This is a genomic window from Kocuria sp. CPCC 205263 (genome assembly GCF_040981075.1).
Classification (GTDB): domain Bacteria; phylum Actinomycetota; class Actinomycetes; order Actinomycetales; family Micrococcaceae; genus Kocuria; species Kocuria rosea.
Genome location: NZ_JAVKPV010000005.1, coordinates 139,118 through 158,748 on the forward strand (window position 1 = coordinate 139,118; position 19,631 = coordinate 158,748).

At 75.1% G+C, this 19,631-nt stretch carries 16 protein-coding genes; 12 read left to right on the forward strand and 4 right to left on the reverse strand.

What is annotated here, in order from left to right; translation table 11 throughout:
* Positions 1-110: 110 nt before the first annotated feature.
* Entirely contained in the window at positions 111-2,162 is a 2,052-nt protein-coding gene (locus tag RF647_RS09485) for a TPM domain-containing protein (protein ID WP_368811512.1), read from the reverse strand.
* 279 nt (positions 2,163-2,441) lie between these two features.
* Between RF647_RS09485 and RF647_RS09490 the strand changes: the two genes are divergently transcribed.
* The gene (locus RF647_RS09490) at positions 2,442-3,917 is read left to right on the forward strand and encodes a S1C family serine protease (RefSeq protein WP_368811513.1); all 1,476 of its coding nucleotides are present in this window, start codon (positions 2,442-2,444) and stop codon (positions 3,915-3,917) included.
* Between the two features lie 46 nt (positions 3,918-3,963).
* Here the strand turns inward: RF647_RS09490 and RF647_RS09495 are convergent, their stop codons facing one another.
* Positions 3,964-4,431 carry a tRNA (cytidine(34)-2'-O)-methyltransferase gene (locus RF647_RS09495; RefSeq protein ID WP_017833618.1) on the reverse strand — a complete coding sequence of 156 codons (468 nt, stop codon included), beginning with the start codon at positions 4,429-4,431 and terminating at the stop codon, positions 3,964-3,966.
* A 58-nt stretch (positions 4,432-4,489) separates the two neighbouring features.
* On the opposite strand from RF647_RS09495, the gene RF647_RS09500 reads away from it, so the two are divergent.
* From RF647_RS09500 to secA, 10 genes are all read left to right on the forward strand, one after another.
* On the forward strand, positions 4,490-5,695 hold the full coding sequence (locus RF647_RS09500; RefSeq protein WP_368811514.1) for a cysteine desulfurase family protein: 1,206 nt from the start codon (positions 4,490-4,492) through the stop codon (positions 5,693-5,695).
* Between the two features lie 145 nt (positions 5,696-5,840).
* The gene (gene mnmA, locus RF647_RS09505; RefSeq protein WP_368811515.1) at positions 5,841-7,043 is read left to right on the forward strand and encodes a tRNA 2-thiouridine(34) synthase MnmA; all 1,203 of its coding nucleotides are present in this window, start codon (positions 5,841-5,843) and stop codon (positions 7,041-7,043) included.
* 10 nt (positions 7,044-7,053) lie between these two features.
* Positions 7,054-7,455 carry a chorismate mutase gene (locus RF647_RS09510; RefSeq protein WP_368811516.1) on the forward strand — a complete coding sequence of 134 codons (402 nt, stop codon included), beginning with the start codon at positions 7,054-7,056 and terminating at the stop codon, positions 7,453-7,455.
* The gene (locus RF647_RS09515) at positions 7,452-8,504 is read left to right on the forward strand and encodes a hypothetical protein (protein WP_368811517.1); all 1,053 of its coding nucleotides are present in this window, start codon (positions 7,452-7,454) and stop codon (positions 8,502-8,504) included. The genes RF647_RS09510 and RF647_RS09515 overlap by 4 nt, the downstream gene beginning before the upstream one ends.
* A 184-nt stretch (positions 8,505-8,688) precedes the next feature.
* Complete coding sequence (mtrA, locus tag RF647_RS09520) at positions 8,689-9,372, forward strand: MtrAB system response regulator MtrA (protein WP_017833623.1); 684 nt, start codon at positions 8,689-8,691, stop codon at positions 9,370-9,372.
* The gene (mtrB, locus tag RF647_RS09525) at positions 9,369-11,123 is read left to right on the forward strand and encodes an MtrAB system histidine kinase MtrB (RefSeq protein ID WP_368811518.1); all 1,755 of its coding nucleotides are present in this window, start codon (positions 9,369-9,371) and stop codon (positions 11,121-11,123) included. The genes mtrA and mtrB overlap by 4 nt, the downstream gene beginning before the upstream one ends.
* On the forward strand, positions 11,120-12,814 hold the full coding sequence (locus RF647_RS09530) for an LpqB family beta-propeller domain-containing protein (protein WP_368811519.1): 1,695 nt from the start codon (positions 11,120-11,122) through the stop codon (positions 12,812-12,814). Before mtrB ends, RF647_RS09530 begins: the two co-directional genes overlap by 4 nt.
* A gap of 95 nt (positions 12,815-12,909) precedes the next feature.
* Positions 12,910-13,704: a ComF family protein gene (locus RF647_RS09535; RefSeq protein WP_368811520.1), complete on the forward strand. Its 795-nt coding sequence runs from the start codon at positions 12,910-12,912 to the stop codon at positions 13,702-13,704.
* An 89-nt stretch (positions 13,705-13,793) separates the two neighbouring features.
* Positions 13,794-14,480, forward strand: a complete 687-nt coding sequence (raiA, locus tag RF647_RS09540; protein WP_017833627.1) for a ribosome-associated translation inhibitor RaiA — start codon at positions 13,794-13,796, stop codon at positions 14,478-14,480.
* Between the two features lie 190 nt (positions 14,481-14,670).
* Positions 14,671-17,385: a preprotein translocase subunit SecA gene (gene secA, locus RF647_RS09545; RefSeq protein ID WP_368811521.1), complete on the forward strand. Its 2,715-nt coding sequence runs from the start codon at positions 14,671-14,673 to the stop codon at positions 17,383-17,385.
* Positions 17,386-17,456: 71 nt separating this feature from the next.
* Here secA and RF647_RS09550 read toward each other — a convergent pair whose 3' ends face one another.
* Together RF647_RS09550 and RF647_RS09555 are read right to left on the reverse strand one after the other, a co-directional pair.
* Positions 17,457-17,978: an Rv3235 family protein gene (locus tag RF647_RS09550; RefSeq protein WP_368811522.1), complete on the reverse strand. Its 522-nt coding sequence runs from the start codon at positions 17,976-17,978 to the stop codon at positions 17,457-17,459.
* A gap of 64 nt (positions 17,979-18,042) precedes the next feature.
* Positions 18,043-18,840, reverse strand: a complete 798-nt coding sequence (locus RF647_RS09555; RefSeq protein ID WP_368811523.1) for a LysM peptidoglycan-binding domain-containing protein — start codon at positions 18,838-18,840, stop codon at positions 18,043-18,045.
* Between the two features lie 209 nt (positions 18,841-19,049).
* Here RF647_RS09555 and RF647_RS09560 point away from each other — a divergent pair, with 209 nt between their 5' ends.
* Positions 19,050-19,613, forward strand: a complete 564-nt coding sequence (locus tag RF647_RS09560; protein ID WP_368811524.1) for a hypothetical protein — start codon at positions 19,050-19,052, stop codon at positions 19,611-19,613.
* Positions 19,614-19,631: the final 18 nt, after the last annotated feature.

The window sequence follows — 19,631 nt, forward strand, 5'->3', positions numbered from 1 at the left end:
GGAGGGGCTCCCGGGATGGTGGGTCGGTCAGGGGTCACGGGGCGGACGGGGGTCAGGGGGCGGCGGTGCGCGGTGCCCGTCCGGCAGCGGCGGGGACCGGTCGGCGCGGATCAGAAGCTTCCGCCGATGCCGCCGCCGAAGCCTCCGCCCCCGAACCCGCCGCCGAAGCTGCCGCCGAAGCCTCCGCCGCCACCGCCGAAGCCTCCGCCCCCGCCGCCGTTGAGGATCGAGCCGAGGAGGATGCCGCCGAGCATCGCGCCGCCCAGACCGCTGTTGGAGCGGCCCCGGTGGCCGCCCATCCCCACGGGCGTGCCGAAGCCGCCGTAGGAGAAGGAGTCGACGTCCTGCTGGGCGATGAACTGGGCCTCGCCGGCGAGACGGACGGCCTCGTTGGCGCAGGTCAGCGCCTCGGAGGGGTCCGACTTCCGGGCCTGCTGGGCGGCCTCCAGGTAGCGCTCGGCCTCCGCGAGACGGGTGCGCGCCTCCGGGCCGACACCGCCGCGGCGGGCCCAGATGTACTCGCTCGCCGAGCTCAGCTGGGCCTGCGCGGAGACGAGGGTGTGGGCGAGGGTCTCCCGCGCGGAGCGGTCCCGGTCGTTCTGGGAGCGCACCGACGCGAGCCCCTTGTCGAGCTCGTCCTTGGCCACGGCCAGGCGCCGGCTCAGGCCGAGCGGGTCGATCCGGCCCGCGCCCATCTGCTCCTCGACGGTGCGCAGGACGGCGCCGACGCCGGCGACGGCCCCGGCGAGCTCCGGGTTGGAGCCGCGCCGGACGAGGGCGTCCGCCTCGGCGACGTCCCGCTGGGCGATGGTCACGGCGTCCTTGAGGGACTCCTCGGCGTGGGCGAGCTCGGTGGCCGCGTGCTCCACGGCGTCGAGCAGGCCCCCGGCCTGCCCCACGCCCTCCTCGGCGGCGCGGATGTCCAGCACGGCGTCGCTCGTGCGCCCGGCGGCGAGGTCGGTGCGGGCCTCCTCCACGGCAGTGTCCACGAAGTCGAGCCGGTCCCGGGCCTGGTCGATGTTGTCCTTGACGGGGGCGAGCGCCGTGTCGTTGTAGCGGGCGGTGAGCTCCCGCAGCCGGGCGTCGGCCGTGCCGAAGCGGGGGCGCACGGCCGCGGCCTGGCGCCGCACGTCCTCGAGGGCCTGCGGGGCGCGGGACTCCAGCCGGCGCAGCGAGCTGAACGCCTCCTGGTGCTCCTGGAGCGGGCGCTGGGCGTCCTGGGAGCGGGCGATGATCTCGCCGAGCCAGGCCCGCTGCTGCTCCTCGGTGTCGGGGATGTGGTCCTCGAGCTGCTGCTGGAGGGCGAAGGAGGCCTGCATGTGCTTCTTGGCGTCCTGGACGGCGCGGCGGAACGGCTCGACCTGCTCGTCCCCGTACTGCAGCTGGGCGAAGGCCAGCTCCTGCTCGGAGTGCTGGATGGCGTTGTCGGTGGACACCAGCAGCTCCCCGGCCCGCTTGCGCAGCTCCGGCACAGGGACCTCCTGGTAGGGGCCGCCGGGACCATGCGGAGCGCCTCGGCCGCCGGGCCCGCGCTGCGGGGCGGACCCCTGCTGCCGGCGCTTCTTGTTGCGGGAGGCCATGCCGTAGACGGCGAGCCCGCCGAGGCCGAGCGCCCCGAGACCGAGCAGGCCGAAGCCCGCGCCGCCCCCGTCCGAGCTCTCCCCGGTCCCGGCGGGGGCGCCGGAGAGCTCGGTCTCGATGCCCTCGACGGCCCCCGCGACCGCGCCGTCCCAGTCGTCGGCCGCGAGCGCCGGGGTGATGAACTGCCGGTTGATGCGCTCCTGCTGCTCGGTGCTGAGGGGCCCCGTGGAGTACGCGGAGAAGCGCTGCTGCCGGTCCTCCGTGGCGACGACCAGCACCGCGTCCGAGCTGCCGAGCCCGTTGAGCTCGGCGAACTCCTGCAGCCACTCGTCGGGATCCGAGGGGTCGGTGAAGGAGTCGACGAACACGGCGGTGAGGGTGATCCCCTCCTGGGTGGCGAGCTCGCGCACGTTCGCGGCCAGCGCGGAGGGATCCTCCAGCACCCCGGACTCGTCGACGATCCGCTCGCCCGGGGGCACGTCGACGGGCGGCTGGGCGAGAGCCGCTCCCGCGGGTGCGAACAGGGCGAGCGTCAGGCCGCAGCCGGCGGCGGTCCGGCGGGCAATGGGGCGCCAGTGCATGATCTCCCTCACGTGGTCGGTGCTCCCGATTCTAGGGCGAGGGCGTCACGGCGTGGCGATCGGCGCCGGACCTACGCGCAGGGCGAAACCACAAGGCGGCTGATGACCTGCGGGCGGGCCCCGGTAGTGCCCGGCCGCCGTCCGGGCGGCGCCCGGGGAACGGCCAGGGCTCTCAGCGTCGTCTCAGTGCGGACGTGGATACTTGGGGACAGAGCCGCCCGTGCCACCCCGGCCGCACCGGGGCCCGCCGGGCCCGTCCGTTTCCAGGAGGAGACCCTCATGTCCGAGCCCCGCGACCCGCGGTACGGTGCCGATCCGCAGCTCACGCAACCCCTCCCGCCGGTCTACGGCCGTCCGGCCCACGACCCGTGGGCGTCCGGCGCCGAGCAGGACGCGCGCGCCGGCCACGGGGCACCGCAGGCCGGCGGCCAGGACGCGGGCCCCTACGCCGGGGCGTGGCAGGGCGCCGGGGACCCCGCCGCCCGGCGCCCGTGGGGGAGCGGCGCCGGGAGCGGCACCGGGGGTCGCCGGGAGCGGCGGCGCTTCTCGGGGGGATCGCTCGTGACGGGCATGGTCCTGGCCGCACTGGTCGGGGCGGGGGCGGCCGTCGGGACGGACGCCCTGCTGGACGGCGGCGGCGCGGCACCGGCGGCGGGCGGGTCGACGTCCAGCTCGGTCATCGTCAACGACCAGGACGAGGTGAACGCGGTCACCGCGGCGGCCGTGAAGGCGTCCCCGTCCGTGGTGACGATCTCCGCGTCCGGCGGCGGCCAGAACGGCTCCGGCTCCGGGGTGATCATCGACGACGAGGGCCACATCCTCACCAACACGCACGTGGTGACCCTCGACGGGACCACGAGCAGCCCCTCCCTCGAGGTGCAGCTCGACGACGGCAGGGTGCTGCCGGCCGAGGTGGTCGGCACCGACCCGCTGTCCGACCTCGCGGTGCTCAAGGTCGACGCCCAGGGGCTGACGCCGGCGACCCTGGGCTCCCTGGACGACGTCAACGTGGGCGACACGGCCATCGCGATCGGCGCGCCGCTGGGCCTCGCGGGCACGGTGACCGACGGGATCGTCTCCACCCTCAACCGGACCATCACGGTGGCCTCCTCCGCCGCGCCGTCCACGCCGTCGGAGGGCGATGGCGAGGGCCAGGAGCAGGGCGGCGGCAACGACTTCTTCTTCAACTTCCCCGACGAGGACGGCGGCTCCGGCGGCCGCTCGCAGGGCTCCTCGCCGTCGGTGTTCCTCAACGTGATCCAGACCGACGCGGCCATCAACCCCGGCAACTCCGGCGGGCCGCTGATCGACACGGACGGCGAGGTGATCGGGATCAACGTGGCCATCGCCTCGGCCGGTTCCGGCACGGAGGCCGGCAACATCGGCGTGGGCTTCTCGATCCCCGTCGACACCGCGCAGCGGGTGGCCGTGGAGATCATCAACAACGGCCGGGCCACGCACGGCTACCTCGGCACGAGCGTGAGCGCCGCCCCGGGCGCGGACGGCCGGAGCCGGGCCTTCTCCGACGGCGCCGCGGTGGAGGAGGTCGTGCCCGGCTCGCCGGCCGACGAGGCCGGACTGGAGGTGGGCGACGTGATCACGGAGTTCGACGGCCACCGCATCCAGGACGCGAGCTCCCTGACGGCGGCCGTGCGCGAGCTGCCCGCCGGCGGGACCGGGACGATGACGTTCGTGCGGGACGGCGAGGAGCGCACCGCGGACGTGACGGTCGGCGACGCCGAGGAGCAGCAGTGAGCGGTGGGCCCCGGCGGGCGGCCGGTCGCCGGGGCCCGCGCCGGGGCTAGCTCCCCGCGCCCGCGAAGCCCAGCTGGCGCCAGGCCTCGTAGACGGCGATGGACGCCGAGTTCGCGAGGTTCAGCGACCGCCGGGCCGGCAGCATGGGGATGCGGACCCGCGCGGTGACGTGCGGGTCCGCCTTCACCGCGGCAGGCAGGCCCACCGACTCGGGCCCGAACAGCAGCACGTCCCCGGGGCGGTAGGCGACGTCCGTGTGCGAGACCTCGCCGTCGGTGGTGAACGCCCAGACCCGTTCCGGGGCCAGGGCGGCCCAGGCCGCGTCCAGGTCCGGGTGGACGGTCAGCACCGCGAGGTCGTGGTAGTCGAGGCCGGCCCGGCGCAGGTGCGCGGAGCCGAAGTCGAAGCCCAGCGGCTCCACGAGGTGCAGCTCGGCCCCGGTGACCGCGGCGAGGCGGATCGCGTTGCCGGTGTTGCCCGGGATCTCGGGGGTGTGGAAGAGGATGCGGAGCATGACCGCCAGTCTACGGACGCCGGTCGCACGCCCGGGCCGGGGCCCTAGACTGGCGTCCGTGCCGCACGAGTCCGTCTACCTCGACCACGCCGCCACTGCGCCCCTCCGGCCCTCCGCGCTCGCCGCGGTCGCCGAGCAGCTGGCCCGCGGCGGCAACCCGTCCTCGCTGCACCGCCCCGGCCGCGCGGCGCGCGCCGTCGTCGAGCAGGCCCGCGAGGACGTCGCCGCGGCCCTGGGCGCGGAGCCCATCGAGGTGGTCTTCACCTCCGGGGGCACCGAGGCCGACAACTTGGCCGTCCAGGGCCTGTACCGGCACCGGCGCGAGCAGGACCCCGGCCGCCGCCGCGTCCTCGTCTCCGCGGTGGAGCACGCCGCGGTGTCCGACACCGTCGAGTGGCTGGCCGCCCACGAGGGCGCCGAGGCCGTCTGGCTGCCCGTCGACGCGGCCGGCCGCGTGGACCCGGCCGCGGTGCGGGAGGAACTGGCCCGCGACCCGGGCGCCACCGCGCTGCTGGCCGTCATGTGGGCCAACAACGAGGTGGGCACCGTCCAGCCCGTCGCGGAGATCGCCGCCCTCGCGGAGGAGTTCGGGGTCCCCTTCCACTGCGACGCCGTGCAGGCCTTCGGCGCGCTGCCCGTCGACGCGCACCTGCCCGGGCTCACCACGCTGGCCGTCTCGGCCCACAAGGTGGGCGGACCGGTGGGCGCCGGGGCCCTCGTAGCCGGGCGCACGGTGGGGCTGGCGCCCGTCCAGCACGGGGGCGGGCAGGAGCGCACGGTGCGCTCCGGCACCCTCGACGCCGCCGCGCTTGCCGGCTTCGGGGTGGCGGCCCGCGAGGCCGCCACGGAGCGGGAGACCGAGGCGGAGCGGCTCGCGGGCCTGCGCGACCGGCTGGTGGAGGGCGTGCGCCGGATCGTGCCGGACGCCGTGCTGCGCGGACCGGAGGACCGGGAGCACACGGGCGCCCGGCTGCCCGGCAACGCCCACTTCACCTTCCCCGGGTGCGAGGGCGACTCCCTGCTGTTCCTGCTGGACGGCGCCGGGATCGCCTCCTCCACGGGCTCGGCCTGCCACGCCGGGGTGCCCCGCGCGTCCTCCGTGCTGCTGGCCATGGGCCTGGAGGAGGCCACCGCGCGCGGTGCGCAGCGCTTCAGCCTGGGCCGCACGAGCACCGGCGCCGACGTCGACGCTTTGCTCGCCGCGCTGCCCGAGGTCCACCGGCGGGCGCTGCGCGCCGGGCTCTCCGGCGCGGCGCCCGTCTGAGCCCGCGCCGGTCCGATCCCGCGCCGGTCCGATCCCGCACCGGCGGGGCCCGCGGGACCCGCCCCGCCGCGGCCGGGGAATACCGGCCGGCCGCGCCCCGTTGACGACACGGACCACGACCCCGACCCCTGGAGACGATCTCACCGTGCGAGTACTGGCAGCCATGAGCGGTGGCGTCGACTCGGCCGTGGCGGCGGCCCGCGCCGTCGACGCCGGCCACGACGTGACGGGCGTGCACCTGGCCCTCTCGCGCACGCCCGGCACCCTGCGCACCGGGTCCCGGGGCTGCTGCACGATCGAGGACTCCCGGGACGCCTGGCGCGCCGCCGACGTCCTGGGCATCCCGTACTACGTGTGGGACTTCTCCGAGCGCTTCCAGGCCGACGTCGTCGACGACTTCGTCGCGGAGTACGCGGCCGGACGCACGCCCAACCCGTGCCTGCGGTGCAACGAGAAGATCAAGTTCGCCGCCCTGCTCGAGAAGGCCCTCGCCCTGGGCTTCGACGCCGTGTGCACGGGGCACTACGCCAAGGTGGTCGAGGACCCCGCCGGCGGCCGGGAGCTGCACCGCGCGGCGGACTGGGCGAAGGACCAGTCCTACGTCCTCGGCGTCCTCACGACCGAGCAGCTCGAGCACGTGCTGCTCCCGCTGGCCGACACCCCGTCCAAGGCCGAGGTGCGGGCCGAGGCCGCCCGCCGCGGGCTGTCCGTGGCGAGCAAGCCCGACTCCCACGACATCTGCTTCATCCCCGACGGCGACACCCGCGGCTGGCTCGCGGAGCGCATCGAGATGACCGAGGGCGAGATCAAGGACGTCGAGGGAAACGTGGTTGGCACCCACCCCGGCGCCAACGCGTTCACGGTGGGCCAGCGCAAGGGCCTGCGCATCGGCACCCCGGCCCCCGACGGCAAGCCGCGCTTCGTCCTGGAGATCCGGCCGCGGACCAACGAGGTCGTCGTGGGCCCGCAGGCGATGCTGGCGGTCGACGAGCTGCGCGGGATCCGCCCCTCCTGGGCCGGGGCGCCCGTGCCCGAGGCGGCGCCGCTCCTGCGGCCCGGTGCCGCGGCCGGGGCGGCGTCGGCCCCGTTCCCCGTCCTCGCCCAGGTCCGGGCGCACGGGGACCCCGTCCCCGCCCGGGCCCACCTCGAGCTCGTCGAGGGGGACGACGGTCCGCTGCCCGAGCTCGTGGTCCGGCTCGAGGAGCCGATGCGCGGCGTGGCCCCCGGACAGTCGGTCGTGCTCTACCAGGGCACCCGGGTCCTCGGCCAGGCCACGGTCGACCGCGCCCACTCGCTGGCCCGCCCCGACGTCCCGGGTGGTGCGGGCCGGCCCGATCCCGCCCGATAGACTGGCGGCCATGACCGCACCGCACCCCCACGCCTCCGCCGACGTCCGGGCCCACCAGGACTTCGACGCCACCGCGTCCTCGCTCCAGGAGCAGGCCGACCCCCGCGTGCTCGCCGAGCTGCAGTCCATCCGCGGCACCATCGACAACATCGACGCGGCCCTGGTGCACCTGCTCGCCGAGCGGTTCAAGGCGACCCAGCGCGTCGGCGTCCTCAAGGCGACCCACGGCCTGCCCGCCGGCGACCCGGAGCGCGAGGCCGCCCAGATCGGCCGCCTCCGGGCGCTCGCGGCCTCCGCACAGCTCGACCCCGAGTTCGCGGAGAAGTTCCTGAACTTCATCATCAGCGAGGTCATCCGCCACCACGTGGCCCTCTCCGAGGACCACCGGCGGCAGGACGACGACCGCCAGTGACCCGCAGCGCCCCGCCCGGCCCCCGGCGCACCGACCCCGACGTCCCCGGCGTCGTGGGCACGGCCCTCGGCGCGATGCCGGGCACGGACGTCGTCGAGTCCGTCACGCTGCTGCGCGGCGAGCTCGGGGCCCCGCACATCTCGTTCCTGCCCGTCCTGCCCGCCCGCGGTGCGGCCGCCGACCCCGTGGCCCGCACCGCCGCGGTGCTCGACGACCTGTACGCGGACCGGCAGCCCCACGGGCTGCGCGTCTCCGGGGTGCCCGGCAAGGACTCCCGGTCCGCCCGGGCGCTGCTGGCCGGTGACGTCAACGTGCTCGCCGACGTGATCGGCGCCGAGAGCGGCCCCGACGACGCCCCGGTCAAGACCCAGCTCGTCGGCCCGCTCAGCCTGGCCGCCCGGCTCCACCTGCACGCGGGGGAGCGGGCGCTCAAGGACCACGGCGCCCGCCGCGACATCGCGGACTCCCTGGCCTCCGGCGTCCTCGAGCACGTCCGGGCGGTGCGCGCCGCGGCCCCCGGACGGGACGTCCTCGTCCAGCTGGACGAGCCCGAGCTCGCCCGGGTGCTCGCGGGCGGCCTGCCCACGGTGAGCGGCTACCGGACCCTGCGCGCGGTCCCCGCCGCGGAGGCACGGCACTCGCTCACCGCCGTCGTCGAGGCCTGCCGGTCGGCCGGCGCCGCCGGCGTCGCCCTGCGGCTGCCGCCCGGGGTCGATCCCCGGCTCGCCCGGGAGACCGGCGCGGACGCCGTGCAGGTCCCGGCCCCCGCCGGCACCGTCCACGACTGGGAGCCGCTCGCCGCGCTCGTCGAGGACGGCATGCAGCTGTGGCTGGGTCTCGTCCCCGCGGCCGGCGGCACGGCCCGCGCCCTCGCCGCGGACGTGTGGTCCGTGTGGCGGGACCTCGGGCTGCCCGCCGCCGCCCTCGACCGGGTCCGGATCACACCGCGCGAGGAGCTCGACGCCCTGGGCCCAGCCGAGCTGCGCGAGGTCCTCGCGCGGGTCACCGGAACCGCCTCCGCGCTGGCCCGGACGGCCGCCGACGCGTGAGCACGTCCCACCCGGTGGACCGACACACTACGCGCCGAGGTGCGGGGCGGGCCGCAATCGGCCACAATGCAGGTGGACCCCGGTCCACCACGACGCCCAGGACACCCTGGCCACGACGCCCCGGACGCCCCGGGCCACGGCGGCCCCCGCCCCGGCGGGCCCGCCCCACACCACCGGAGAGGCGATGAACGCGCGAATACTGGTCGTCGACGACGACGCCGCCCTGTCGGAGATGATCGGGATCGTCCTGACCGCGGAGGGCTTCGAGCCCGTCTTCTGCTACGACGGTGCTACCGCCGTGGACACCTTCCGGGCCGTACGCCCGGACCTGCTGCTGCTCGACCTCATGCTCCCGGGCAAGGACGGCATCCAGGTCTGCCGCGAGATCCGCACGATCTCCGACGTCCCGGTCGTCATGCTCACCGCCAAGTCGGACACCGTCGACGTGGTCCGCGGCCTGGAGGCCGGGGCCGACGACTACGTGCCCAAGCCCTTCAAGCCTGCCGAGCTCGTGGCCCGGGTCAAGGCCCGGCTGCGCCCCGTGGAGCGCGCCAACTCGCAGGAGCTGCGGATCGGCGACCTCACCATCGACGTGAGCGGGCACAGCGTGCACCGCGGGGACCACGAGATCGGTCTCACCCCGCTCGAGTTCGACCTGCTCACCGCCCTGGCGCGCGCACCGCACCAGGTGTTCTCGCGCGAGATGCTGCTCCGCGACGTCTGGGGCTACCAGCACGCCGCCGACACGCGGCTCGTCAACGTCCACGTGCAGCGGCTGCGCTCCAAGATCGAGCGGGACCCGGAGAGCCCCGAGATCGTGGTCACCGTGCGCGGAGTCGGCTACAAGGCGGGCACGTCCGCCCGATGACCCCGTCGGACGCCGCCGTCTCCTTCCGGCGCCGCGGGCCGGCCGGTGCCGCGACCCGGCGGCTGCGGCTGGGGCGGCTCCTGCTGGCCCGCCGATGGCGGCAGTCCCTGCAGTTCCGGGCCATCGCCGTGTCCCTCTCCCTGACCGCGCTGGCCTTCTTCGTCACGGGCAGCTTCCTCTCCCACCAGATCGCGGACCGGCTGTTCTCGGAACGGCTGGACCAGGTCCTCGCCTCGGCCACCGCGGACTTCGAGCAGGTGCAGGCCAGCTTCGACGCCTCGGACGCCTCCGACCGCGACGAGCTGCAGGCGCTCGTGGCCTCGACCCTCGGCTCGCTCTCGGTCGACGGCGCGGAGACGGAGCGCTGGATCCTGCTCCCGATGGACTTCACGAGCGGGCAGACCCTCATCCCGGCGCAGAGCCAGAGCCCCTGGATGACCTCGAGCACCGTGCCGCCGGAGCTGCAAGAGCGGCTCGCGGAGCAGGACGGGGTGTTCTGGCAGCCCGCCTCGGTCCGGGTCACGGAGAACGGGGAGGAGGCCCCCGTCATCGTCGTCGGCACGGTGGTGGACCTCTACCAAAACAGCCGCTACGGGCTCTACCTCGTCTACGACTTCTCCGAGCCGCAGCGCACCCTCGACGCGATGCACGCGGTGCTGCTGCTGTCGGTGGTCGTCCTGCTGCTGCTCGTGGGCGCGATCGTCTGGTACGTCACCCGCGAAGTGGTCCGCCCCGTGTCCAGCACCGCCCGCGTGGCCGAGCAGCTCGCGGACGGCGACCTGGGCGTGCGGATGCCCGTCAGCGGCTCGCACGAGGTCGCCCGTCTCGCCCGGTCCTTCAACCGCATGGCGGACAGCCTGCAGGACCAGATCACCCAGCTCGAGCAGCTCTCCTCGATGCAGCAGACCTTCGTCTCGGATGTCTCCCACGAGCTCCGCACCCCGCTGACCACGGTGCGGATGGCGGCCGAGGTGCTCTTCAACGCCCGCGAGGACTTCGACCCCGTCAACCGGCGCTCCGCCGAGCTGCTCTACCACCAGGTGGACCGCTTCGACGCCCTGCTGGCCGACCTGCTGGAGATCTCCCGCTTCGACGCGGGGGCGGCGCGGCTCGAGGTGGCCAGCGTCGAGCTGTTCTCGGTCGTGCACGACGTCGTGGAGGCCGCCGCCCCGCTCGCCGTCTCGTCCGGCTCCACGGTGCGGGTGCGCTCGGAGCTGTCCCGCTGCACCGTCCAGGGCGACCAGCGGCGGATCGAGCGGATCCTGCGCAACCTCGTGGTCAACGCCCTCGAGCACGGGGAGGGCCGGCCCATCGACATCGTGGTGGGGGCCTCCGAGGTGGCCGCGGCGGTGGCGGTGCGCGACCACGGCATCGGGATGACCGAGGAGGAGGCCGCAAAGGCGTTCAACCGCTTCTGGCGCGCTGACCCGGCCCGGGCCCGCACGACCGGCGGGACGGGGCTGGGCCTCGCGATCGCCACCGAGGACACGCGGCTGCACGGCGGGCGGCTCGACGTCTGGGGCGCCCCGGGAGAGGGCGCGTGCTTCCGGCTCACCCTGCCCCGGACCCGCGGACGGCGGCTCGTGCCCGACGACGAGAGCCCGCTCGGGCTGCCGCCCGACGCCGACGCGTACCCGGAGACCGCGGTGGTGACGAGGACGGGGACCCTGGCCCTGGCCTCCGCGGCCGCGGCGGAGCCGGCGCCCCCCGCCGCGGCCCAGCCGACCGACGTCGAGGAGGACCGGCCATGAGCAGGACCCGGCGGCCGACCCGCACGGCAGCACTGGCCCTGGCCGCGGCCGTGGCGCTCGGCGGCTGCGGAGCCATTCCCCGGACGGGACCCGTGCACCGGCACGCGGAGCCCACCCGGTCCGCGGTCCAGCCGAGCTACGACGTCGAGCCGGCCGGCCCCCGCGAGGGCGCGACGCCGGAGCAGATCGTGCGGGGCTTCCTCGCGGCCGGGACCGGCGTGGCCGACGACTACTCCGTGGCCCGCGAGTACCTCACCCCCGAGCTCGCGGGCACCTGGCACCCCGACGCGCGCACCCTCGTGCACCGGGGCGACGCCGCGCCCGTGCCCCGGCTCGAGGACAACGAGTACCGGGTGAACCTCGAGGTGGACAGCGTGGTGGACGGCAGCGGCGTGATCGAGCGCAAGCCGGCGGGCGCCACCGAGGTGCTCGACTTCGACGTGGTCCAGGTGGACGGCCAGTGGCGGATCTCCGACGCCCCCGACGCCACGGCGCTCACCCCGGCCGACTTCGAGGACATCTTCGAGCCCCACCACCTCTACTTCGCGGACGAGGACCTGTCCAACGTGGTGGTCGACCCCCGGTGGTTCCCGGACCGGGTGCCCGTCTCGACGTCGATCGTGCGGGCCCTGCTCGGCGGCCCGGCGCCCTACCTCCGGGGGGCCGTGACCTCGGCGTTCCCGCCGGGCACCACGCTCGCCCGCTCGGCGGTGCCCGTGCGGGACGGCACCGCCACGGTGGAGCTCAGTGTGCCCGAGTTCGACCCCGCGAACATCGAGATCAACCGCCGGATGCACGACCAGCTCGCGCTGAGCCTCCGGTCGCTGACCGCGGTGAACGACGTGGAGCTGCTCGTCGAGGGGGCGCCCGTGGAGCTGGGCGCGGGGTGGACGGACGCCGCGCCCGTCCAGGACGTCACCGTCCCGTCCCGTCAGGTGGGGCTGCGCGAGGGCGACCTCGTGTTCTACCAGGGCGGCCAGACCGAGAACGTGGACGGGATCCCGCCGCTGGACGGCCACCACCCGTCCAGCCCCGCGATGGACGCCGCCGCCGAGCACTTCGCGTTCGTGGACACGGGCACCGGCTCGCTCGTGACCGTGGCCCGGGAGGAGGAGCCCGTCGAGCAGTTCAGCGGGACCGGCCTGACCCGACCGAGCTTCGACGAGCACGGGTGGGTGTGGACCGGGGACTCCGCCGGGACCGTCCGGGCAGTGCGCGCCGTCCCGGGCGCCGGGGACCCGGTCCGCGTCGAGGCCTCGTGGCTCGCCGCGCGGACCGTGACCTCCCTGCGGGTCTCGCGCGGGGGCACCCGGGCGCTCGTCGTCACCGAGGACGAAGGGGTCTCCCAGATCTGGCTGACCGGTGTGGTGCGCGAGCCCGACGGCACGCCCCGCCGGCTCAACGAGCCGTTCCGGGTGGCCGCGGACGTCGACGCGGACGCGGCCCTGTGGCTCAGCGACCGCGAGTTCGTCGCGGCCCCGCTCGGCGGCACAGGCTCCGTCCGGCCCCGCATCTACGACGTGTCCGGGCGCTTCCGCGAGCTGCCCGGTATCGAGGGCCTCACCGGGCTCAGCGGGGGCAACGGCACGTCCTCCGTCTACGCCGTGGCCGGCGGCACGCTGCACATGCTCACCGGCAACGCCTGGGCGCCGCAGAGCGAGGACGTCCTGGACACGGCGTTCGCCGGCTGACGGCCCGCCGGGCCCGACCGCGGTCCACAGCCCGGGCCGTCCGGATCGTCGGCCGCACCCCGGCCGGGCCGTCCGGCACGGGCCAGGATGGCCGCATGCCCGCGACCCCGCCCACCGCCCGCGCCCTCGACCGGGCGGCCGCCCGCGCCCTCGACCGGCTGGCCGAGGCCGCCGAGGTGCTCCTGCCCGTGGAGTGCGCCGTGTGCCGCGCCCCGGGCACCGCGCTGTGCCGTGCCTGCCGCCTGCTGCTGCGCCGGTCCTGCGCCCGCCCCTTCGAGGCGTCCTCGGCCGCGCCGCTGCTCGACCCCCCGCTGCCCGTCGTCGCCGCCGGCCGCTACGCCCACGAACTCGCCACCTGTCTGCTCGCGCTCAAGAGCACCGGGCGCACCGACCTGGTCCCCGTGCTCGCCGCCTGCCTGGCCACGGCCCTGCACGCGGCCGCCCCCGGCTGGCCGGCGGGGCCCGTGCTGCTCGTCCCGGTGCCCACCAGCCCCGCGGCCCTGCGGCGGCGCTGGTTCAACCCCGTGCGGCTGCTGCTCGAGGACTGCGCGCGCCGCGGCGCGCTCCCCGCCGGCGCGGTCGTCAGCCGCGGGCTGCGGCACCGGGCGGCCGGGGCCTCGCTGACCGGGCCGGCGCAGAAGCGGCTGGGCACCGCGGGCCGGCGGGCCCGCCCCGCGGGGTCCATGCGGGCCGCCGCGGCCCCCGGCGCCCGGTGCGTCGTCGTCGACGACGTGCTCACCACGGGGGCGACCCTCGGGGAGGCGGCCCGCGCGCTGCGGGCCGGCGGGGCCGAGGTGCTCGGGGCGGTGGTGCTCGCCGCCGTGCGGCCGCCGGCAGTTCCGCTCACCGCTGATTCGGGTCCGGCCCGGCCGGGTGAATATCCCGTGTGATTCAACTAACGTTGAGTCACGGGACGCAACAATCCTCCCGGGTGGGCGGCCCCATCCGCCCACGTCACCCCCGAGATTTGGAGGGCATCATGGAACTGAACGTCATGGGGCGCAACGTCGCCGTACCGGAGCGGTTCAAGGAGTACGCCGCCGAGAAGGTCGTCAAGTTCGAGGAGCTGGGCGAGAAGGTCCAGCGCATTGATGTCAAGGTCACCAAGGACCACGCGCTGCCCGGCCACCAGGGCATGGGAGTGGAGATCACGGTCTCCGGACGCGGCCCCGTCCTGCGGGCCGAGGCGCGCGGCGACGACAAGTTCGCCGCCTTCGACGAGGCCTACAGCAAGCTCCTCGAGCGCCTTCGCCGGGCCCGCGACCGCCGCAAGGTGCACCGCGGCGCCCACCGTCCCACGGCCGTTCACGAGGCCACCGGCGCCCTGCCCGTGGTCCCCAGTTCCGGACCCATCTACACCACCGCCGCGGAGCTCGCGACCGCCGAGCAGGAGGCGTTCGACCAGAGCGTGAGCCTCACCGACGCGGTCACCCCCGTCGAGATCCGGCGCAAGCGGTTCCCGGCCTCCGAGCTGAGCGTCGACGAGGCCGTCGACCACATGGAGCTCGTCGGCCACGACTTCTACCTCTTCGTCGACAAGGAGACCGGCGAGCCCTCCGCGGTCTACCGCCGCAAGGGCTGGAGCTACGGCGTCATCAGCCTCAGCGAGAACGGCGAGGAGTCCGAGGAGAGCGTCCGGGCCTACCAGCCCGAGCCCGCCGGCTGACCGCACCCCCGTGTCGGCGGGCCAGTCCGGCTGGGTGCCGGCCGGGTCCCGCCCCGGAAGAGCCCGGTGGTCGCGGCCACCGGGCTCGTCCGCGCCCGGAGACCGGCACCGGCTCCCGTAGACTGGAGCGGGTGCCGGACACCCCCCCATCAGTCCCAGCACGGCAGTCGAACACGAGGAGCGTGTGCACGTGGCGTCATTCCTGGAGAAAGTCCTCAGGACCGGAGACAAGAAGGTCCTGACAAGGCTGCGGTCCTACACGACCGCCATCAACAGCCTCGAGGACGGCTTCCGGGAGCTCAGCGACGCAGAGCTGCGCGCCGAGACGGACGCGTTCCGCGCCCGGGTCGCCGACGGCGAGTCCCTGGACCGGCTGCTGCCCGAAGCCTTCGCCGTGGTCCGGGAGGCCGCGTCCCGCACCCTGGGCCAGCGCCACTACGACGTCCAGCTCATGGGCGGCGCCGCCCTGCACCTCGGGAACATCGCCGAGATGAAGACCGGCGAGGGCAAGACCCTCGTGGCGACGGCCCCCGCCTACCTCAACGCCCTCTCCGGCAAGGGCGTCCACGTCGTCACCGTGAACGACTACCTGGCCGAGTACCAGGCCAACCTCATGGGGCGCGTCTACCGGTTCCTGGGCATGGAGACCGGCGTGGTGCTGGCCAACCAGGACCCGGCGACCCGCCGCCAGCAGTACGTCGCCGACATCACGTACGGGACGAACAACGAGTTCGGCTTCGACTACCTCCGCGACAACATGGCGTGGAGCCCCGACGAGCTCGTGCAGCGCGGCCACAGCTTCGCGATCGTCGACGAGGTGGACTCCATCCTCATCGACGAGGCCCGCACCCCGCTCATCATCTCCGGGCCCGCCTCCGGCGAGGCCAACCGGTGGTACACCGAGTTCGGCCGCCTCGTGCAGCGGCTCGACGCTGGCACCGACTACGAGGTGGACGAGAAGAAGCGCACCGTCGGCGTGCTCGAGTCCGGGATCGAGAAGGTCGAGGACTGGCTCGGCATCGACAACCTCTACGAGGCCCAGAACACCCCGCTCATCGGCTTCCTCAACAACGCCATCAAGGCCAAGGAGCTCTTCCGCGCCAACAAGGACTACGTGGTGCTCAAGGGCGAGGTCATGATCGTCGACGAGCACACCGGGCGCATCCTCGCCGGGCGCCGCTACAACGAGGGCATGCACCAGGCCATCGAGGCGAAGGAGGGGGTCGAGATCAAGGCGGAGAACCAGACCCTCGCCACGGTCACCCTGCAGAACTACTTCCGCCTCTACGAGAAGCTCGCGGGCATGACCGGCACCGCCGAGACCGAGGCCGCGGAGTTCATGAACACCTACGGGCTGGGCGTCGTGTCCATCGAGACGCACCGCCCCCTCGTCCGCATCGACCGCCCCGACCTCGTCTACAAGAACGAGGTCGCGAAGTTCGCCGCGGTGGTCAAGGACATCGAGGAGCGGCACGCGAAGGGCCAGCCGGTTCTCGTGGGCACCGTGTCGGTCGAGAAGAGCGAGTACCTCTCCAAGCTGCTCGCCCAGCGCGGTGTCCGCCACGAGGTTCTCAACGCGAAGAACCACGCCCGGGAGGCGGCGATCGTCGCGCAGGCCGGCCGCAAGGGCGCGGTGACCGTGGCCACCAACATGGCCGGCCGCGGCACCGACATCATGCTCGGCGGCAACGCCGAGTTCAACGCCGTGGACCGGATGCGGGAGAAGGGCCTGGACCCGCAGCGGGACGCGGAGGAGTACGAGCGCGTGTGGCCGGACGTGGTGGCCGGCTGCGAGGAGGAGACCCGCGCCGAACACCAGGAGGTGGTCGACGTCGGAGGTCTCTACGTCCTGGGCACCGAGCGCCACGAGTCGCGGCGCATCGACAACCAGCTGCGCGGGCGCTCCGGGCGGCAGGGGGACCCGGGCGAGTCCCGCTTCTACCTCTCCCTCGCGGACGACCTCATGAGGCTGTTCAACGCCGGTGCCGCCCAGCGGCTCATGGCGGGGGCGCCGGACGACACCGCGCTCGAGCACAAGATCGTCTCCCGCGCCATCGCCTCCGCGCAGAGCCAGGTCGAGGGGCGCAACGCCGAGCAGCGCAAGAACGTCCTCAAGTACGACGACGTCCTCAACCGCCAGCGCGAGGCGGTCTACCGCGACCGCCGCCGGGTCCTCGAGGGCGACGACCTCCAGGAGCAGATCGTCCAGTTCGTCGACGAGGTGGTCACCTCCACGGTCCAGGACCGCACGGCGGTCGGCCACCCCGAGGACTGGGACCTCGACGGCCTGTGGGAGTCCCTGCGCACCATCTACCCCGTGACCCTGTCGGTCGACGAGGTCGTGGAGGAGGCCGGGGGCCGCACGCGGCTCACGGCGGAGTTCCTGCGCGAGCAGATCCTCTCGGACGCCCGCCTCGTCTACGACCAGCGGGAGGAGGAGGTGGGTGCGGAGGCCATGCGCAACCTGGAGCGGCGCGTGCTGCTGTCGGTCATCGGGCGCAAGTGGCCCGAGCACCTCTACGAGATGGACTACCTTAAGGAGGGCATCGGCCTGCGGGCGATGGCCCAGCGCGACCCGCTCGTCGAGTACCAGCGCGAGGGCTACGCGATGTTCCAGGAGATGATGGGCGCGATCCGCGAGGAGACGGTCTCGACCCTGTACCGGATGGAGATCCGCCGCCAGCGCGTGGGCGCCGACGGCGGACCCGTCGACCTGCAGATCCCTCGCCAGCCCAGCTTCCTGCAGTACACCGCGCCCGCCGAGACCGGCGGCACGCAGACCCGCACGGAGCCCACCACGGCGGGCCGCGGCGAGGACGACGCGGACGCCGCCGCGGCCTCCGCCAACCGGGCCGGGCGCCGGGCCCGCGCCCGGGCCGCCAGCGCCGAGTCCGCGGAGGGCTGAGCCCGCCGAGGACCGGGTCCGCCGGGGGCTCAGTCCGCCTGGGTCGAATGCGCAGGGGCGGGAAGGCGGGGTCAGCCGACCTCGAGCTGCGTCACGCTCCAGCCCCGCCCCAGCCGCTCCACCCGCATGGCCACGGCCCGGCTGCGCCTCGGCTCGACCACCACCAGGGCCACCTCGTAGACCCCGCGGTCCACCCGGCAGACCCGGCACCTGCGCACGTGGGGATTCCGGTGCAGCTCCTGCAGCGCGGCCTTGCCCTCGAACTGCTCCTGGAGCAGCCGGAGCATGTCGGCGCGCTGCTGGAAGCGCTCCACGATCTCCGGGGTGGTCCAGCGGCCCAGCTGTGCCGCCGGCCGACTCCCGCCCAGCACCTCCACGGCCGCCTGGCCGATGGACCGAGCCAGCGCCGTCACGCGGCCCAGCTCGTCCTCGACGTCGTGGCCCAGCACACGCGTGGCGCCCCACGTGTAGCCGCCGGGGGCCGTGGGCGGCGCCGGGCGCCCCCGGCGGGCGGGGGACCCGGCCGCCGGACGTCCGCGCTCGGGCGCGAGCGGACGGGCAACGGGGTCGGAACCGGCGGTGGGTGCGTTCATGACGGGCCTCCTGGGAACGGTGCTGCGGTGTGTCGATGGTGAGGTGCCGCGGAGCCGGGGCGGGTCAGGGCCCCCCGGCGCCGGGCACGACGAGCCGCTGACCCGGCAGGAGCCGGTGCGGTCCGTCCGGGAGCACCGGCTGGTTCAGCTCGTACCAGCGGGGCCATGCACGGGCGACCTGCTCGTCGGAGGCCTCCGGGCCCAGGTGGGAGGCGGCCAGGGACCACAATGTGTCCCCGCGCACGACCGTGACGGCGCCGTCCACCGTGCGCTCCGCCACCGAGGGGCCGGTCCGCGGGAAGCAGGGATCTGGAGCCGTCGACGGCGCGGGGGCGGACTCCCCGCCCGGGGCGGACTCGCGGTCGGGGCCGGGCCGAGGTCCGGCACCGGGGGCGGGCGCCGGGCCCGGCGCCTCCGGGGCGGGGGTCGTCTCCTCCGCGGCGGGGGTCGTCTCCTGCGCGGACGCCCCGGCGCCCCAGAACGGGGAGGGTGCATCGACGGCGACCGCCGCCGGGGCCGCGAGCAGCTGCAGGCCCAGTGCCGTGGCCGCCGCGCGGCGCAGCAGAGCGGGGGAGCACCGCCCGCAGATCCCGGCCAGGCGCTCCCAGCGGTGGTGACCTGCCAGCACCGCGAGCACCGCCAGGGCGGCGGCGAGGATCCAGGCCGCCACCACGGCGCAGCCGAGCACGGCCGCCGCGAGCCCGATCAGCGTCCCGGTGTCCGGCCCCCCGGCGGTGCGGACGCCGCCCGCACCGGCCAGGGCGGCGCCGCAGGCCGCGGTGGCCGCACCCAGGGCGGGCACCAGGAGCACCGACCACAGCGGAGCGGACGCGGTGCTCGCGGATCCTGGCGTGCTGATCATCTGATCTCCCGGAAAGTGACGTTTCATGTCATTTGACAGCATTTGTTGCTGTTTGACGTCGTGAGACATTGTTAGCACTCGCCGGTGCCCGTGTAAAGGCCTCAGCGGTCCGCGGGGGACATGGCGTTCCTTGACGAGGGCAGGGCGGACGCCTACGTTGAGGCCCTGCGCGACCGGACGGCCCGGGAGCCGGAAGGGGAGGCTCTGCAGTGCGCTGGGAGCAGCTGTTCGCGGACCTGGAGGCGCAGCTGGCCTCCGCGCACCAGCAGGGCGTGGAGGAGGAGGCGGCGGAGCAGGCCCGCGCGGAGTACTCCCGGGTGCGCCTGACCGACCGGCTGCGCCTCCGGCAGGGCGAACCCGTCCGGGTCCTGCTCACCGAGGCCGTGCCGCTCGAGGGCCGGGTGCGCACGGTGGGCTCCGGCTGGGTCGTCCTTGAGGACCGGGGCACCGAGCACCTGGTGCCGCTGGGGTCCGTCCTGTGGTGGGAGTCCCTCGGCCGGGGGTGGGCGCCCGGCGACGACCCGCTGGCCCTACGGCTCGGCCTGGGGCACGCGTTGCGCGCCCTGGCCCGGGCCAGGGCCGGGGTGCGGATCCGGCTCGCCGGCGGTGGACCGCTGGGCGAGCTCGAGGGGACGGTCGATCAGGTAGGCGCGGACTTCTTCGACCTGGCCCTGCACCCCGACGACGACTACCGCAGACGGGGCAGCGTGACCGCGCTGCGCGCCGTGCCGTTCCCCGCGCTGGTCTGCGTCTCCTCGCTCACGGCGGGGTGAGACGGTCGGCGGCGCCGT

Coding starts and splice junctions, on each gene's coding strand:
- RF647_RS09485 (WP_368811512.1), bottom strand. CDS start 2,162: ATGCACTGGCGCCCCATTGCCCGCCGGACCGCCGCCGGCTGCGGCCTG.
- RF647_RS09490 (WP_368811513.1), top strand. CDS start 2,442: ATGTCCGAGCCCCGCGACCCGCGGTACGGTGCCGATCCGCAGCTCACG.
- RF647_RS09495 (WP_017833618.1), bottom strand. CDS start 4,431: ATGCTCCGCATCCTCTTCCACACCCCCGAGATCCCGGGCAACACCGGC.
- RF647_RS09510 (WP_368811516.1), top strand. CDS start 7,054: ATGACCGCACCGCACCCCCACGCCTCCGCCGACGTCCGGGCCCACCAG.
- mtrA (WP_017833623.1), top strand. CDS start 8,689: ATGAACGCGCGAATACTGGTCGTCGACGACGACGCCGCCCTGTCGGAG.
- mtrB (WP_368811518.1), top strand. CDS start 9,369: ATGACCCCGTCGGACGCCGCCGTCTCCTTCCGGCGCCGCGGGCCGGCC.
- RF647_RS09530 (WP_368811519.1), top strand. CDS start 11,120: ATGAGCAGGACCCGGCGGCCGACCCGCACGGCAGCACTGGCCCTGGCC.
- RF647_RS09535 (WP_368811520.1), top strand. CDS start 12,910: ATGCCCGCGACCCCGCCCACCGCCCGCGCCCTCGACCGGGCGGCCGCC.
- raiA (WP_017833627.1), top strand. CDS start 13,794: ATGGAACTGAACGTCATGGGGCGCAACGTCGCCGTACCGGAGCGGTTC.
- RF647_RS09550 (WP_368811522.1), bottom strand. CDS start 17,978: ATGAACGCACCCACCGCCGGTTCCGACCCCGTTGCCCGTCCGCTCGCG.
- RF647_RS09555 (WP_368811523.1), bottom strand. CDS start 18,840: ATGATCAGCACGCCAGGATCCGCGAGCACCGCGTCCGCTCCGCTGTGG.